At 34.2% G+C, this 16,657-nt stretch carries 14 protein-coding genes; 9 read left to right on the top strand and 5 right to left on the bottom strand.

Going from position 1 to position 16,657, the window contains the following annotated elements; genetic code table 11:
- Positions 1-96: 96 nt before the first annotated feature.
- Positions 97-1,392, top strand: a complete 1,296-nt coding sequence (tyrS, locus tag FLAK523_RS02545) for a tyrosine--tRNA ligase (RefSeq protein WP_248906242.1) — start codon at positions 97-99, stop codon at positions 1,390-1,392.
- Here tyrS and FLAK523_RS02540 read toward each other — a convergent pair.
- The 4 genes from FLAK523_RS02540 to FLAK523_RS02525 all read right to left on the bottom strand — a co-directional run bounded on the left by FLAK523_RS02540 (position 1,389) and on the right by FLAK523_RS02525 (position 7,104).
- Positions 1,389-2,369 carry an acyl transferase gene (locus tag FLAK523_RS02540; protein ID WP_248906240.1) on the bottom strand — a complete coding sequence of 327 codons (981 nt, stop codon included), beginning with the start codon at positions 2,367-2,369 and terminating at the stop codon, positions 1,389-1,391. The two genes, tyrS and FLAK523_RS02540, sit on opposite strands and share 4 nt — an antisense overlap.
- Before the next feature lie 129 nt (positions 2,370-2,498).
- On the bottom strand, positions 2,499-2,837 hold the full coding sequence (locus tag FLAK523_RS02535; RefSeq protein WP_248906238.1) for a T9SS type A sorting domain-containing protein: 339 nt from the start codon (positions 2,835-2,837) through the stop codon (positions 2,499-2,501).
- 103 nt (positions 2,838-2,940) lie between these two features.
- A complete protein-coding gene (locus FLAK523_RS02530; protein ID WP_248906237.1) occupies positions 2,941-4,119 on the bottom strand; it encodes a hypothetical protein in 1,179 nt (392 codons plus the stop codon).
- 237 nt (positions 4,120-4,356) lie between these two features.
- Positions 4,357-7,104 carry a TonB-dependent receptor gene (locus tag FLAK523_RS02525; protein WP_248906235.1) on the bottom strand — a complete coding sequence of 916 codons (2,748 nt, stop codon included), beginning with the start codon at positions 7,102-7,104 and terminating at the stop codon, positions 4,357-4,359.
- Positions 7,105-7,332: 228 nt separating this feature from the next.
- Between FLAK523_RS02525 and FLAK523_RS02520 the strand changes: the two genes are divergently transcribed.
- Both FLAK523_RS02520 and FLAK523_RS02515 read left to right on the top strand, forming a co-directional pair.
- Positions 7,333-8,016 carry a response regulator transcription factor gene (locus tag FLAK523_RS02520; protein WP_248906233.1) on the top strand — a complete coding sequence of 228 codons (684 nt, stop codon included), beginning with the start codon at positions 7,333-7,335 and terminating at the stop codon, positions 8,014-8,016.
- Between the two features lie 44 nt (positions 8,017-8,060).
- Positions 8,061-9,137 (top strand): cell wall metabolism sensor histidine kinase WalK, encoded by a 1,077-nt coding sequence (locus FLAK523_RS02515; RefSeq protein WP_248906230.1) that lies wholly within the window; start codon positions 8,061-8,063, stop codon positions 9,135-9,137.
- Positions 9,138-9,188: 51 nt separating this feature from the next.
- On the opposite strand, the gene FLAK523_RS02510 is transcribed toward FLAK523_RS02515, so the two are convergent.
- The gene (locus FLAK523_RS02510; RefSeq protein WP_248906229.1) at positions 9,189-9,860 is read right to left on the bottom strand and encodes a TetR/AcrR family transcriptional regulator; all 672 of its coding nucleotides are present in this window, start codon (positions 9,858-9,860) and stop codon (positions 9,189-9,191) included.
- A 171-nt stretch (positions 9,861-10,031) separates the two neighbouring features.
- Between FLAK523_RS02510 and FLAK523_RS02505 the strand changes: the two genes are divergently transcribed.
- The 6 genes from FLAK523_RS02505 to FLAK523_RS02480 all read left to right on the top strand — a co-directional run bounded on the left by FLAK523_RS02505 (position 10,032) and on the right by FLAK523_RS02480 (position 16,587).
- On the top strand, positions 10,032-11,582 hold the full coding sequence (locus FLAK523_RS02505; RefSeq protein WP_368670294.1) for a SulP family inorganic anion transporter: 1,551 nt from the start codon (positions 10,032-10,034) through the stop codon (positions 11,580-11,582).
- 88 nt (positions 11,583-11,670) lie between these two features.
- Positions 11,671-12,321 carry a carbonic anhydrase family protein gene (locus FLAK523_RS02500; protein ID WP_248906227.1) on the top strand — a complete coding sequence of 217 codons (651 nt, stop codon included), beginning with the start codon at positions 11,671-11,673 and terminating at the stop codon, positions 12,319-12,321.
- A gap of 66 nt (positions 12,322-12,387) precedes the next feature.
- Entirely contained in the window at positions 12,388-13,155 is a 768-nt protein-coding gene (locus FLAK523_RS02495; RefSeq protein ID WP_248906225.1) for a DUF2490 domain-containing protein, read from the top strand.
- Positions 13,156-13,199: 44 nt separating this feature from the next.
- Positions 13,200-14,549, top strand: coding sequence for a dihydroorotase (locus FLAK523_RS02490; protein WP_248906223.1), 1,350 nt, complete (start codon positions 13,200-13,202; stop codon positions 14,547-14,549).
- A 232-nt stretch (positions 14,550-14,781) separates the two neighbouring features.
- Complete coding sequence (locus FLAK523_RS02485) at positions 14,782-15,702, top strand: TerC family protein (protein WP_248906221.1); 921 nt, start codon at positions 14,782-14,784, stop codon at positions 15,700-15,702.
- Positions 15,703-15,744: 42 nt separating this feature from the next.
- The gene (locus FLAK523_RS02480; protein WP_248906219.1) at positions 15,745-16,587 is read left to right on the top strand and encodes a universal stress protein; all 843 of its coding nucleotides are present in this window, start codon (positions 15,745-15,747) and stop codon (positions 16,585-16,587) included.
- Positions 16,588-16,657 lie beyond the last annotated feature (70 nt).

The raw sequence follows: 16,657 nt of genomic DNA, 5'->3' as shown, positions 1-16,657 counted from the left end.
CGGTTTCTTTAAAATTGTTTGACACTTGATTTTTAGACCGATTGATTTTCAAATTATCCAATTAAAACTATCTTTGTGGAAATTGATTTTTAGAAAATGAAAAATATTATTTCCGAATTACAATGGCGTGGATTGGTTCACGACATCATGCCAGGAACCGAAGAGCAACTCTTAAAAGAAATGACAACGACTTATATAGGATTTGACCCTACATCTGATTCTTTGCATATTGGGAGTTTAGTGCCAATTATTCTTTTGGTTCATTTGAAAAATTTTGGACATAAACCCATCGCCTTAGTGGGTGGTGCTACAGGTATGATTGGGGATCCTTCAGGGAAATCGGATGAAAGGAATTTATTAGATGAAGCTACTCTTAATCACAATGTAGCGGGAATACAAGGTGTGCTGTCTCGTTTTTTGGACTTTAATTCAAAAGAAGCAAACGCTCCGGTTTTAGTGAATAATTACGACTGGATGAAAAACTTGTCTTTTATTAATTTTGCTCGTGACGTGGGAAAACGCATCACGGTGAATTATATGATGGCTAAGGATTCTGTCAAAAAAAGATTGACTGGTGATGGAGAAGGAATGTCTTTTACCGAGTTCACCTACCAATTAATTCAAGGATACGACTTTTATCATTTACATAAAGAATACAACTGCCTGCTGCAAATGGGTGGTTCTGACCAATGGGGAAATATCACTACTGGTACAGAGTTAGTTCGTAGAATGAACACCGAAGGAGCAAAAGCGTATGCTATGACTTGTCCTTTAATCACTAAAGCGGATGGTTCTAAATTCGGTAAATCCGAAGGTGGGAATGTATGGCTGACTACTGATAAAACATCGGTTTATAAGTTTTACCAGTTTTGGTTGAATACTACTGATGTAGATGCTGAGAAGTATATCAAGATTTTTACTTTTTTAGACAAAGAGATCATTGATGCTTTGATTGAAGAGCATAAAGTGGCACCTCATTTAAGAGTTTTACAACGCAAATTAGCCGAAGAGCTGACTGTTTTTGTACACTCTGCAGAAGAATTAGATAAAGCGATTAAAGCGTCAAATATTCTTTTTGGAAATGCTACGGCAGAAGATTTAAAAGAATTAGACGAAACTACTTTTCTGGAAGTTTTTGACGGAGTTCCACAAGCAGAAATTTCAAGAACAGAAATTGAAGCCGGAATTGATATCGTAGCTGTTTTAAACGAAAAAACAGGGTTTTTGAAATCAAATGGAGAAGCAAGACGCGCTTTGACTGCCAACTCGATTTCAGTAAATAAAGAAAAAGTGAAGGAAGATTTTATTCTTTCGAACAAAGATTTAATCAACAACCAGTTCGTGTTGTTGCAAAGTGGAAAGAAAAACTATTTCGTAGTGAGAGTGGTTTAAATAACCATCAGGTTGCAACCACGAATATCTGAATTATCAAAACGTCCCAATACCTCGAAAGAGTTGTTGGGATTTTTTTTGCCCAAATCTTGCGTGGCGATAAATGAACAGGAATTGATGTTAGCTAAATCGATTACATTGATTCCGCCTGTTTTTCCCTGTGGAATATAAGTCAAAGCGTCTTCGGTGTCTCTAATCAAGATTTGAATCCAAGAAGGGCATTCAAACACACCTTCCCCTAAAGAATAAGCTTGAGAAAGCAATTCAGTCATTCCGTATTCAGAGTGAATGGCTTTCACTCCAAAACCTTCGCAGAGTTGGGCGTGTAGTTCTTCCCGAATCATTTCTTTTCGCTTGCCTTTCATACCGCCGGTTTCCATAATAATGGTGTTCTGCAACTGAAATTTGTGCTTTTCAATTAAATCGAGTAAGGCATAAGTAACTCCAATAAGAATGACATTTTGTCCAGATTGGTCTAATTCAACAAGTTGCTTGATTAGTTCGTCGTGATTGTGAAGGTAAAAACCGCTTTCGGGACGGTTAGACAGTTGAATCAAATCTTCGACCATATAAATCAATGAAGAGCCTCCTCTCTCTAAGTAAGAGGGTAGTAACGCCAGAACGACATAGTCTTCAATATTTCCATAAAACTGGGAGAATCCTTGGCGGTAACTTTCCTCGTAAATCGAAACATCAGTTACGAGATGCTTGCTGGTAATCATTCCGGTTGTGCCGCTACTGGTAAAAGTTGCTTCAACTTGGTTTGTATTCGAAACCACAGCGTGGCTTTTAAAAAACTGAATAGGTAAAAAAGGAATTTGTTGTACCGATTTTACCTTTTGAGGTTCCACTTTCAATAAGTCGCAAAATTCTCTATATACTATGTTGTTCTCGTGTTGAAAACGAAAAACTTTCAAAGCTATTTTTTCAAATTGCTTTTGACTCGAAATCGTGAATATATCGCTGGCTGTAATCAAGAATTGTGTTTTTTTGGCAAAGGTATAAATATTTAGGGAAGCCTTTGGAATATTTACCCCGAGACTTAAGTACTTAAATCAAAAAGCTCCAATCGAAGTTGGAGCTTTGTTAAATTTTATGGTTTTATTTTATCTTACAATTAGCTTTCTGGTAGCTGTGCTATTGTTTTCAGTTATTTTAATAATATAAACACCAGGAATAAGATTTGATATGTTTAGTTCTTTTGAGCTTATCATTGTTTGTAAAACTTTCTTGCCCAAAACATCAAATATAACGACTTCTTTTTCCAAATCGTTTTTTGTTAAAATGTACACTCTCCCATTAGTCGCGGGATTCGGGTACAAGTTCAAGCCTTCAATTACTGAAGTTTCTTGGGTTCTTGGTTGTTGCTTAGTTTCCTGCGCTGTTAGATTTATGGAAAAAAGGAAAACCAATAAAGTGATAATATAAAAGTAGTTTTTTTTCATTAGCTTGGTTTTGAATAGTAAAGATATGAAAAAATAGTTCAAATTGTATGCCAAAAAGCACCTCTCGCAAGAAAGGTGCTTTAATTGTGTCAATTTTATGATTTTAGAACCCAGTAGCCCATCCAGTAGCCCATACTGGAGAAGCAATTCCATTTCCTGCTCCTGTGGCAGTTGTTGTCATCGTTGCAATTGCTGAAACATCAACTGAACTAGCGTCTGTTTTCTTTCCTTTTGTATGCGTTGTGACAGCATCACATTTAACATTTGTCGCTTTTAAGGCAGTTCCTATGTAGCTAATTGTTTCGTCGTGTTCTACGTTGAAACCTGTTTTCCAGTTGCTTAAATATACATTTGTAAAAACACCTTTAGTTCCTCTTCTAAGTTTTAAGGCATCATTTTCAGTGTAGATAGTTGCATCAGCACTACTTCCAGGTCCGACAAGTGTAAGATTTGTGATAGATGGATTAGCGATAGGAGTGTTTAAAAACCCTAATTCAAAATTATCAGCTTCAATTCCTCTGTTTCCCTTTCCGAAATCTAATTTTCCGTACCAGTTTGTGTTTGTTCCTGACCAACCTTCAGTCCAGTCAAATTGATCATCTTCATTTCCTATAGAAACCAAGTTAGAAGTGTTTACAGTTCCTCCGAAGAATTCAAAACCGTCATCTGCACCGTGAATTGCTTCTACATATTCAAATGTAGTTCCTGATCCAACTCCAAATAATGACACCCCGTTGAATTCTTTTTCACTATTGAATGCAGCTCCCGCATATTCGATTCTTAAATATTTGATAGAACCTGAATTGTCATTAGATATTGTTCCTCCATAGCTTAAATCAGCAACTTCAGATTGTGCTGTGCCAGTCCCGCCTGTTACTCGGTTGATAGGCGCTTTTCCGCAAATTACTAATCCACCCCAGTCTCCAGCATTTTTTACAGCTAATCCACTTGTCATTACAACAGGATTAGCAGCAGTACCGTTTACATTCAATTTACCTCCCTGTGCAATTGCGATGTAAGCTGATGTACCTCCAGTACCTTCAATTCTAGTTCCTGCAGGAATTGTTAAAGTTGCTCCGTCGTTAACTTGTATTTTACCCGATAGTTTGTACGTTGTTCCAGCCTGAAGAACTACTTCTCCACTTGTGATTGTTCCTTTAAAATTGTTTGCATCTGCAACAAAAGATGCTGAAGCGGAAGGGTTGTCATTTGAGGAACAACTGGTGATTAAACTTGCAGTTAAAGCAAGGAATCCAAATAATTTTACGGTTGATTTTTTCATGATTGTTTGTTAAATTTTTTTGTTTAATTTCTTGGTACAAAGATGTAGTAAGTGTTCTTTTCAGGTGTTATCTAAATATGATTGTTAGTTTAATAAAAGGCTAATTCTATATTAGCTTAATGTTGCTATGTTAACTTAAGTTTAGAATGTTAAACTGGCTGGGTACATTGTTTTAAAAAAAAGAGAGACTGCCATTATTGACAATCTCTCTTTTAATATATAATGGGTTTTAATTATTTAAAATTGATAGTTAAGGTTTAAACTCAATGTGATTCCTTTTTTATAGGATAGTACGTTTACCTCATTATTTGCGTTTTCCTGTACTCTGTTTATTGATGGGTCTAGGATGTTTTTTACAACAAGTCCTAATCCAAATTTCTTGTTGAGTTTAGATTTAGCGATGAAATCTAATGAACCAAATGCTTTGTCTACCAAGTCTCCTTTTCCGTCTGTTCCAATGGCATTTAGTCTGTCTGAAAAATAAGAGTAGGCTACTGTCGTTGTCAGGTTGCTGTTTTTCTCATTCCATTCATTGAATAAAGTAAGGTCAGCATTTAATAATAAATCAGAAGCTCCAGTAAACTTGCTTTTTGAGTTAGTGAAAGCCACTTGGTAGTTTGTTTCACGATTTACTTTTTCGGCATTTAGTTCCTGATTGCTGTATAGATAGGAAGCATTGATACCAGCAGACAGGCTTTTGGAATTTTCTGTGTCAAAATCAAAAAGTTGTTTTCTGTATTCTACTTCCGCTCCCGTAACATATCCGTAATCTCCTGTGTTAACATACGAAATGTCATTTGAAGAAGAAGAAATAGTAACTTCATTCATTGGGTTTAAGATGTATTTTCCAAAAGCGGTAAACGAAATCAGTTCATCACTTTTCGGGAACATTTCCCATTTAAGGTCCAAGTTATAATCATCCGATTCGTATAGGTTTTCATTACCGATTTTTGTTTGTAAAACTTCTTCATAAACAAATGCGGCTCTCTCCTTAAATTGGGGCAATGTATAGGTTTTACTAAATCCTAAACGCAGATTTTGCTTTTCGTTCAATTCATATTTCATTATAACACTTGGAAGGAAGGCATTTTTTTCTAATTTGTCATTTCCTGTTCCACCAAGTTGTGTGTTCCAATCTACTTTTTGTGAAATAGATTCGGCTCTTAATCCTAATACGGCTGTAAGTTTTTCGAATTTATATTCGGTATTTATAAAACCTCCATTGATGATTTGTTCTCCAGTATAAGTTTGCGGGTCTAAGGCATTTGAAACCTGAGAGTTTCCTCTAAAAGTGGCGATTGAGAAAACCCCGTTGTTTAAATTTTGAGCATTATAAAAAAGATCTAAATTAGTAGGGTCTACAACAGTATTGGTAAAACCTTGGTTCACTTTAAAATTAAATTGAGTTGCCTGAAAATCTCTGTTTTTAAATCTACCGTTATAACCAATGGTTATTTTTCCATTGAAATCTCCCTGCTCTGTCTTGTTGAATTTATAATCATAAGAAGCATTTGCTGCTAATTCATCTTCTTTTAGTTTTTGAAAATACCTGTGATTGTCGGGGGCTGAAACACTGGAAAGAACATAACCGTTTGCTTCTTTTCTGAAAATGTTCTGACTTCTGTCGGGCATATCGCCATTAATGCTGTTGTATGAAATCCCCCAGTTCAATTTTGAACGTTCACCTACCGTGTGATCCCCTAATAGCTGATTTATCCACAAACTATTTTTCTCATAATTAAAACGTCTGATTAATCCGTTTCCATTGTTTGCAATATCAACAATGTATCCGGTGTATTCCTCTTTAGATTGAGAGGATGTGTTTATAAATACGGAGTTATAGTTAAGCTTATTGTTACTGTTTATTTTGTAACCAATATTAGCCATTGCAGTAGTATTTGTGTCGAAATTTAAAGCGCTGTATTTGCTAAAGTTTTTGTTGGCCACGCCATTTCCGTTAACACTCGCTTTTGCAGTTCCGTTACTTTTTGAACTGTAATCGTTTCCGTATGCAGCAGTTGCAAAGAAACTCAGTTTTCCTTCAGTACCTACTTGAAACGATTTTCCGCCTGAAATTCCAAATGAATTAGCAATTGGACTAAAGCTCTTCAGTTGAAGTGTGTTGTAATTGTATTGTGTTAATGGGGAGCTTGGGATATTCTTGTTAGTGAATCCAAGTTTGCTTATCCCGCCCTGAAGAGTAAAGTGATCTTCGGCAATGGCATTCGTATTTACTTTCGACCCTACTTCTAATTTTAAAAATCCCTTTCCAGTATAATCTTTAGAAACAATGTCAACATTTCCTCCTGCAAAATCACCATAGATTTTACCGTTGTAAACCTTGTCTATGGAGATGTGTTCAACAATATCCGTAGAGAAAATTTCTAAATTGATGTTTTTCTTCTCTGGATTGTTAGACGGAACAGGCAAGCCATTCATTGTAGTTGAGTTGTATCGGTCTCCTAAACCTCTCACAAAGATATTTCCCGAACCTTCTTGTTTAGTGATTCCGGTTGTTTTTGTAACCGCGGTGGCCACATCACTTACTCCTTTTCGAGATAATTCCTGAGCGCCAATCGTCTGTTTTATTTCCACGGCCTTTTTTTGGTCTAATAACAAAGCGGTTTCAGTGTCTTTTTTTCGGTAGGATTTAATTACTACGGCTTCCAGGTTGTAACTAGCCGAAACTAATGTTTCATTGATGACAGTAACTTCATCTTCTTTTACGGTTACCATTACTTCTACCGTTTCGTAACCTAGCAAGCTAAATTGCACAATGTAATTTCCAGGTGCAACGGTAAGGGAGTATTTTCCGTTTACATCAGTATTGGTGCTTATAGTAGTGCCTTTAATCAATACATTAGCGGATGGCAATCCTTCATTGTTCAAGTTTTTTTCAGTTAGTATACCTGTAATTGTTCCTTGACCTTTTGCAAAAGCAAGTGTTGAAATTAGTAGTGCAATAATTAGTATTCTGAGTTTCATTTTGATTTCTGTTTTTATTTTTATGCAAAGTAAAGAGCGGCTTGTTAAGTTGAGGTAAGGGGTTTGTTATGCTTTTGTTTCTCGAATATTAACAAATGGTTACCATATTAAATTAGCGTAAACTCCGCTTTTTAACGATAGATAAATTGTTATATTTACATTCGCAATAGCTAATCATTGGATACTATAAAGGATGTAATCCAATGGTTAAAATATAATTTGCAGTATATGAAAAAGAAAAACACAAAGATTTTACTGGTAGATGACGAGCCGGATATTTTAGAAATCGTAGGTTACAATCTCGCTCAAGAAGGCTACCAAATTGTTACTGCTGAAAATGGTAAAGAGGCTATAGCCAAAGCCAAAAAAGAATTGCCGGACCTTATTATTATGGATGTAATGATGCCAGAAATGGATGGGATGGAAGCCTGTGAAAACATTAGAAAAATTCCCGAGCTAAGTCACGTGATCATAACTTTTTTGACGGCAAGAAGCGAAGATTATTCACAAGTGGCTGGTTTTGATGCCGGTGCGGATGATTATATCACAAAGCCTATTAAGCCTAAATTATTAGTTAGTAAGGTAAAGGCGTTGTTAAGACGATTGAAGGAAAAGGAAATTGATAGTGAAACTCTAAACGTAGGCGGAATCGAAATTAACAGGGAAGAGTATAAAATAGTTAAAGACAATGTCGAGATAGCTTTGCCTAGAAAAGAGTTTGAATTATTCTATTTATTAGCTTCAAAACCGGGAAAAGTTTTTAAACGTGATGAAATTCTTGATAAAGTTTGGGGAAATGAAGTCGTTGTTGGCGGAAGGACTATCGACGTTCATATCAGGAAACTACGAGAAAAAATAGGAGAGGACTTTTTTAAAACGATAAAAGGAGTTGGTTATAAGTTTGAAGTTTAAAATTCATATCAATTCTAAAATCTTCTATTAAAAGCAATGCGTAAATGAAATTAAATTTTAAAAAAACCTATAAGTTCGCTATAAAATCAGCGTTATATATCAGTCTATTTTCAACAGGGTTTGTGACGATGTTGGCTGCAGGGCTGTTCCGTAATTCAGGAGATAAATTAGTGTTGTTTGCCGGAATCTTCTTTATAGGGATGGGTGTTTTTTCATTTTTAGTATTACAATATAGAGTAGAACGATTTATATATAGAAGAGTAAAAAGAATTTATGACGACGTATCCTTATTAGAATCCAGCAGTCTCATCAACCAGCCCATTACTACTGATATGGAGACTTTAACCAGAGAAGTAAGGAAATTTGCGACTGATAAAAAACTGGAAATCGAAATGCTTGAAATTAGGGAGCAATATAGAAGAGAGTTTCTTGGAAATGTTTCTCACGAATTGAAAACACCTTTATTTACTGTACAAGGTTATATTTCGACCTTGTTAGATGGTGCGATGGAGGATAAAACCATTCGAAAAAAATATTTAAAACGTGCCGAAAAAGGGGTGGAGCGATTAATCTATATCGTGGAAGATTTAGATATGATTGCCAAGCTTGAGGTGGGGGATTTAAATCTGGAAATGTCTGAATTTGATATTGTGGAATTAATCCAAAACGGTTTTGATTTATTAGAAATGAAAGCCGATAAAAAGAATATTACTTTAAAGTTTGAAAGTAGTGACATCAAACCACATTTTGTAAAAGGAGATAAAGACAGGATTCAGCAAATCGTTGAGAATTTGATTGTGAATTCAATTAAATACGGAAAAGAAAATGGAACTACTGAAATAGCAGTTGTGAGTTTAACCAAGAAAAAAATATTAATAAGAATAAGCGATAACGGAGAGGGAATTGAGAAACAAAATATTCCAAGAGTGTTCGAGCGTTTTTATCGTGTAAATAAAAGTGGTTCCCGTTCTGAAGGTGGATCTGGTCTAGGATTAGCCATCGTGAAACATATTATCGAAGCCCATAAAGAAAAAATATATGTTGAAAGCGAATACGGAGAGGGATCTGAATTTTCTTTTACATTAGAAAAGGCGTACAGACAAAAGGCCGAGAAAAAATAATTTCCATTTTTAGATATTAAGAAAGCTATTTTTCGAAAAAACAACAACTCCTTATTTGATGCTTGAGAATACTAAATCGCTTAAGAAAGCTATGATTTTAGAGTCTTCTTTACTTTTTCCAAAATCAGTTAAAGAAGGCAGGTTTTTCATAAAGAAATTTTGAAAATGCGCCATTTCAATTATGGTTGTGGCTAATGATCTAGGGTATTTGTATTTTGGATTACATTCTAATATTAAGTCGCCAATTGCTGCACATAAATCTTTGTAAGGTTTGAATAAATGGTGCTTGTTATCTTCTCCCACTTGCTTCGTTAAATACACTTTTGATCCTTCAGCAATTACAATTTGGTGTAGTAAACTCTCGTTTACATAACTTGTAGTGTCATCGTCTTCTACAGCCGATGCTAATATTTTTATTACTTTCTTAAGCTTTACAGTAGGGTTCTTGACATTGTTTGTTTGAAAAAGAATCTGGTATTCTACCCAACTCCAGTACCAAGAAATAATGTAGGTTAATAAGAGGTGTTTGTTTTCAAAATACCTGTAAATACCCGCTTCCGTGGTTCCTATGTCTTCTGCTAGTTTTTTAAAGGTAAGTGCTTCAAACCCATTTTCATGGATCATTACAATACTATGCTTGATTATCTTTTTACCTAACTCTGATTGCTCAGGATTACGCAGGTATAAGGCCTCATTCATTTTTATTTGTAATTGTAATTCCATTTGGGTACTGTTTATTGGGGTTTGCCAAAGGTATGTGTTAAGCAATGACTAAAGGAAGTTTAGTTTATACAAATGTAGTAAAAAACATTTTACAATTATTTAAGATAGTATTACTATCATTATAGATATTTATCTATCTTTGAGAAGTTAACCTTAAAATTAATTGATCATATGGAATTAAAAAATATGTTTAAAGAATTAAAAAATGATTTTCCAGCGAGTATCATTGTGTTTTTTGTAGCCTTGCCATTATGTCTAGGTATTGCTTTGGCCTCAGGAGCACCATTGTTTTCAGGAATTATTGCTGGAATCGTTGGAGGAATTATTGTGGGTTCAGCGAGTGGATCACCACTTGGAGTTAGTGGACCTGCGGCTGGATTGGCCGTTATAGTTTTAACATCAATCGCAACTTTGGGGTCTTGGGAAATGTTTTTAATGGCTGTTGTTATTTCAGGAATGATTCAATTGGCTTTGGGATATGCTAAAGCAGGGTTTGTTGCTTACTTTTTTCCAAATTCAGTAATTAAAGGAATGCTTACAGGTATTGGTCTGTTAATAATTCTTAAACAAATTCCGCATGCGTTAGGTTGGGATAAAGACGCTATGGGGGACGATGCTTTTATGCAAGCTGATGGTCAGAATACTTTGTCAGAGATAGGGCAGGCATTAAATTTCATCACGCCAGGCGCTGTTCTTATTGGTGCAATATCTTTAGCGATTTTGATTTTTTGGGATAAAGTTTTAATGAAAAAACATAAGATTTTCCAAATTATACAAGGTCCTATTGTTGTGGTTGCATTTGGTATTTTAATGAATTATTGCTTTCAAAACGGAATATTAGATTATTCTTTATCTGCTAAACAGGTTGTTTCACTGCCAGTTCCAAGTTCGTTTAGTGATTTTTTAACTCAATTTACATTTCCTGATTTTTCAGCATTGACTAATATTGAAGTTTATAAAGTTGCGATAGTAATAGCTATTGTTGGTAGTTTAGAAACTTTACTTTGTGTTGAGGCAACTGATAAATTAGATCCAGACAGAAGAATTACGCCAACAAATAGAGAATTAAAAGCACAAGGTTTAGGGAATATTGTTTCAGGATTAATAGGAGGCTTGCCTATTACACAAGTTATTGTTCGAAGTTCAGCGAATATTAATTTTGGAGCCAAAACTAAAATGTCTGCTATTCTTCATGGTTTCTTCTTGTTGATAAGCGCAGTAACTATCGCTAGTTTGATGAATATGATCCCATTAGCGAGTTTGGCTGCTATATTATTAATGGTAGGATACAAATTAGCTAAGCCAGCACTTTTTACAGAGATGTACAAATTAGGGTGGGAACAATTCATTCCTTTTACAATGACTGTTGTTGCTATATTAGCTACTGATTTACTTAAGGGAATTACTGTTGGAATTCTTTTTGGAATATTTTATACGTTACGTCATAGTTACAGGAACTCACATCATTTGAAGGATAGGGTTAAAAATGAGGACGGTCAAGTAGTACATCATATTGTTCTAGCTCAAGAGGTTTCCTTTTTCAATAAAGCAAGTATTATAGAAACGCTGGATTTGATCACTGAAGATTCTAAAGTGGTTATTGATTTTTCTAAATCTAAATCTATAGCTTATGATGTTTTAGAAATCATTAAAGATTTTGAAATCCATGCGAAAACGAAAAATATTACTGTTGAAAAAATTAAATTTTCACCTTCATTATAATAAGCATCGTTTTTGTAGAAATTTTCGAACAATAAAATTGCAAATTAAAATTTGTTATTACATATATTAAAACTTAAAAATAATTAAGATGAAAACATTAAATAAAGAAATGCAACAAGCAATTACTCCAATAATGGCTGTTGAAATTTTAAAAGAAGGGAATAAAAGATTTACAAACAATTTAAAAGCAAATCGTAATTTATTACAACAAGCAAATGAAACTTCAGATGGGCAACACCCTTTTGCAGTAATTCTAAGTTGTATTGATTCCAGAACATCTGCTGAGTTGATTTTTGACCAAGGATTAGGGGATGTTTTTAGCGTTCGTATTGCAGGGAATATCATAAACGAAGATATTCTGGGTAGCATGGAATTTGGTTGTAAAGTTGCAGGTTCAAAAATAATTGTTGTTTTAGGACATACAAAATGTGGAGCTGTAAAAGGAGCATGTGATCACGTAGAAATGGGTAATTTAACGGCTTTGTTAAGTAAAATCCAACCTGCGGTTTATGACGAAAAAACAGAAACAGAAAATCGTAGTTCCAGTAATAATGAGTTTGTGGAAAAAGTGGCTACCATCAATGTAAAAAGAACGGTAAATGCTATTATGGAACGCAGCCCAATTTTAAAAGAAATGATCGAAAAAGGGGAGATTGGAATTGTAGGAGGGACTCATGATATCACTACAGGATTAGTGACTTTTTATGATGACACTATGATTGTATCAGGTACTAAATAAAATTACAAAAATTATTTTCAAAACGTGCAGCTCTTAATAGGCTGCACGTTTTATATAAAAGCGTTTATGAGAATGTTAAAAAATTGGGTTGTTATAATGTTTGCTGTTGTTTGTAGTAACAATTTGTATTCACAAGATCAAAGAATTATTGATAATAATAGTATAGGTTGGATTGCAGTTACCAATACTTTAAAGTTAAATAAGAAAATTGCATTCCAAGGGGAATATCAATGGCGTAGATTAGATGGTTTGCAAAATCCACAACAAGGATTGTTGAGAATGGGGATAAGTTATTCTCTTAGAAAAGAGGTGAATTTGATTGCGGGCTATGCTTTTGCGGATACCCATCCTTATGGGGATTATCCTAATGCAAATAGATTTGCTGAAAACCGTATTTACGAGCAGGTGGTTATAAAAAACCCTATAGGCAAGGTTGATGTTTCCCATCGATTTACATTAGAGCAACGGTTTCTCGAAAAATTCACAACCCTGAATGGCGTTACCAATACGGAGTGGGTATTTATGAACAGAATGCGTTACAGATTAAGAACAGAAATTCCTGTTTATAAAAGCAGTTCTGAGAATAATAGTGTAAGTATAATTTTACTAGACGAGGTGTTTGTTGGTTTTGGTAAAAATGTGGGAGCGAATGTTTTCGACCAAAACAGAATGGCGGCCTTATTAGGGTATAAAGTGAACAAAAACATCAAATTGGAAGCGGGATATCTTGGGCAAATTTTGCAACAAGGCAAATTGGTAAACGGAAAACCAGTATTCCAATATAATAACGGATTTATGTTTACAACACATTTATCATTTGATGCAATGAAATAATCTAGGGGAGTTTTTAAGATTCTAAATTTCAAAAAATTAAAAACATGGGGAATTCTACATTAATTAAAAATGTCAATATTGTAAACGAAGGGCAAATTAAAACTGCTGACGTTTTCATTCAAAATGGTATTATAGAAAGTATCGGAGATCTATCAGAAGCAGTATCTGATGAAACTAAAATTATCGATGGAACCGGTAAATATCTTTTTCCGGGTATTATCGACGGGCAAGTTCATTTTAGAGAGCCCGGTTTGACACATAAAGGAGATCTTTATTCTGAAAGTAGGGCGGCCGTCTCTGGAGGTACCACTTCTTTTATTGGCATGCCTAATACGGTGCCAAATGTCTTGACCACGGAGATTCTTGATGAAAAGTTCAGTATTGCCTCCGAGAAATCTTGGGCTAATTTCTCTTTTTTTTTAGGGGTTAACAACGACAATTTAGATGAGGTGCTTGAAATGGATACGACTCAATTTATAGGAGTTTCTGATGACGGGCTTTATTTTACCAAAAAAGGAAATTTGCTTGCAGATAGTCCCAATACGATGGAAAAACTTTTTTCTAAATGCAAATCTATAATTGCTATTCATTCTGAATTGGAAAAAATTATAGAAGAAAATGAGGAAATTTATATGGCGAATTATGGTGAGGACGTGCCAATAGAATGTCATCCCTTAATTCGAAGCGGGGATGGATGTTATCAATCAACCAAAAGAGCCATTGAAATTGCCGAAAAGCACAAAGCAAGATTGCATATTCTTCATTTAACAACCGAGGCCGAGACACATTTGTTTAGAAATGACATCCCTCTTAAAGAAAAGAATATTACAACTGAAGTATCGGTACAAAACCTATGGTTTTCAGATAAAGACTATGCGCGATTGGGAACATTAATAAAATGGAACCCAGCTATAAAAACAGAGAAGGATAGAGACGGACTTTTGAAAGCGTTGCTGGATGATCGAATTGATATTATTACTACTGATCATGCGCCACACACTTTAGAAGAAAAACAAAAACCTTATTTTCAATCCATGTCGGGAGCGCCTATGGTGCAACATTCCTTGTATGTGATGCTAGAACTATATAGAAGAGGGCTTATCTCTTTAGAAAAGATAACTGAAAAGATGAGCCATAATGTGGCGATTCTCTACGGTATTCAAAAAAGAGGATTCATTCGTAAAGGATACTTTGCGGATCTAATTTTAGTCGACCTGAATTCGCCATGGACCGTTGGTAAAGAGAATGTTTTATACAAGTGCGGTTGGTCTCCATTAGAAGGCGAAACTTTTCATTCTAAAGTGACTCATACCTTTGTAAATGGGAATTTGGTTTATGAAAACGGTGGTTTCTCAGATTTTGTCCCTGGACATAGATTAGAGTTTAAACAATAAAGTCAATCCAATTGTTTTATGGGTTGATTCGAATAAACGAATTTATTTTGGGTTAGTATAAAATGGATTCTATATAAAAAAGCTTCTTGGTCTTTGTGATTAGGAAGTTTTTTTTATTTGGATTAGTTGTAACTGTTTGGTACATTGAATTTTAATAAAAATAATACGACAAGACAAATGAAAAATAGCGTATCTTTAATAGTCTAAATACTAGACAAAAGAAACGGTGAATATGGAAACGGATTTGAGTTTTTGGATTGGTTTTAATGTATTTGTATTGTTGATGCTTGCTTTGGATTTAGGTGTTTTTAACCGCAAAGCCCACGAAGTAAGTATTAAAGAAGCCTTGATTTGGACTGGGGTTTGGATAACACTAGCCATGTGTTTTAATGTGCTTATTTATTATTGGCAAGGGGAAGTAAAAGCATTAGAATTTTTTACCGGTTATGTGATTGAAAAATCATTGAGTGTAGATAATATTTTTGTTTTCGTTTTAATTTTCTCCTATTTCAAAACCCCGACTATACATCAGCATAAAATTTTGTTTTGGGGAATTATTGGAGCCTTGATAATGCGGGCTATTTTTATTTTTGCTGGGGTAGCATTACTCGAAAAATTTCATTGGACTATTTATGTTTTCGGGGCAATTCTAATTTATACAGGGTACAAGATGTTTGTGCAAAAGGAGAAGTTAATTGATCCTGAAAAAGACCCATTAATAAAAATAATCAGAAGAATAATGCCCGTTACTAATGATCTGCATAGCGGAAAGTTTTTTGTAAAACAAAACGGGAAATGGTTTGCGACACCTCTGTTTTTAGTCTTGCTTTTAATCGAAACCACTGATTTGATTTTTGCAGCAGATAGCATTCCTGCAATACTGGCAATTACACAAGACCATTTTATTGTTTATACTTCAAATGTATTTGCCATTCTAGGCTTGCGATCTTTGTATTTTGCATTGGCAGGAATGATGGATAAATTTCAATATTTGTCAAAGGGTTTGGCTTTGATTTTAATTTTTGTAGGTTTAAAAATGGTAGTGGTTGATTTCTACAAATTACCAATACAAATTGCTCTTTTAGTAATTATAATTATTTTGTTTCTAAGTATTGTCGCATCATTAATGGCTAATAAAAGAAACGAATTGTAAAAGATAAATGAAAGGTTGTTAAAATTGTAAAAGAATAACACAATGGAAAAAATTCTTGTTACCACCGATTTTTCTGCGAACTCAAAAGCTGCTATGCGTTTTGCCATTCAACTGGCATCGCAAAAGGAATATGAACTGACTTTTTTTCATTCCTATAGTGTTTCAAATCTCAGTTCGATGAGTGATGCTGAATTTACCGCTTATGAAAAAAAAGAAGCCGAAAAAATTCAAAAGAAACTGAATCAATTCGTGGAAAAGGTATACATAGGCATTGGGGTTGATTCGAAAAGTAATAAATGCGTGATAAAAAGTGCGGTATTGACAGATAGTAATATTAGAGAATATGCTGTTAAAAATAAATTCAGCTTTATTTGCATTAGCACTAGAGGGTCTGGGAAAATGAAAAAAATATTTGGGTCAAATACGTCTAATTTAATTAGACATTCCGCAGTACCAGTTATATCAATTCCCTATAATTATAGAAGAAGTGAAGTAACCAACATCCTTTACGCATCAGATTTTTTTAATTTTGACTTTGAATTTAATAAAGTAATGGAATTTGCCACGCCATTAATGGTAGGCGTTGATATTCTACATTTCAAACCTCATAAAGCAGTAGTTCCTAATTTACAAAACATTACAGATAATATAAACAAATACCCAGAATTTGCTGTTAAACTACATATAGGAACATTAAATATGGTGGAGAGTTTGCAATCTAATATTCAGTCAGTAATTAAACGATTAAAACCTTCAATGCTGATTATGTTCACGCAACAGAACAGAAGTTTTCTTGATAAAATATTTGTTGGAAGTAAATCCGTAAACTACTCATTTTATGCCAAAGTTCCATTGCTTGTTTTCAAAAAAATTAATGACAAGTAAGGGTATTGTAATATGCGTTTTTAATATAGAAGCTTAGTTTTAAGTCTTTTTTTTATTGTTAAAATTTAAA

The organism is Flavobacterium sp. K5-23 (assembly GCF_023278045.1).
GTDB lineage: Bacteria > Bacteroidota > Bacteroidia > Flavobacteriales > Flavobacteriaceae > Flavobacterium.
The sequence above is the reverse complement of the archived record's forward strand: the minus strand, read 5'-3'. Positions and strand labels throughout refer to the sequence as shown.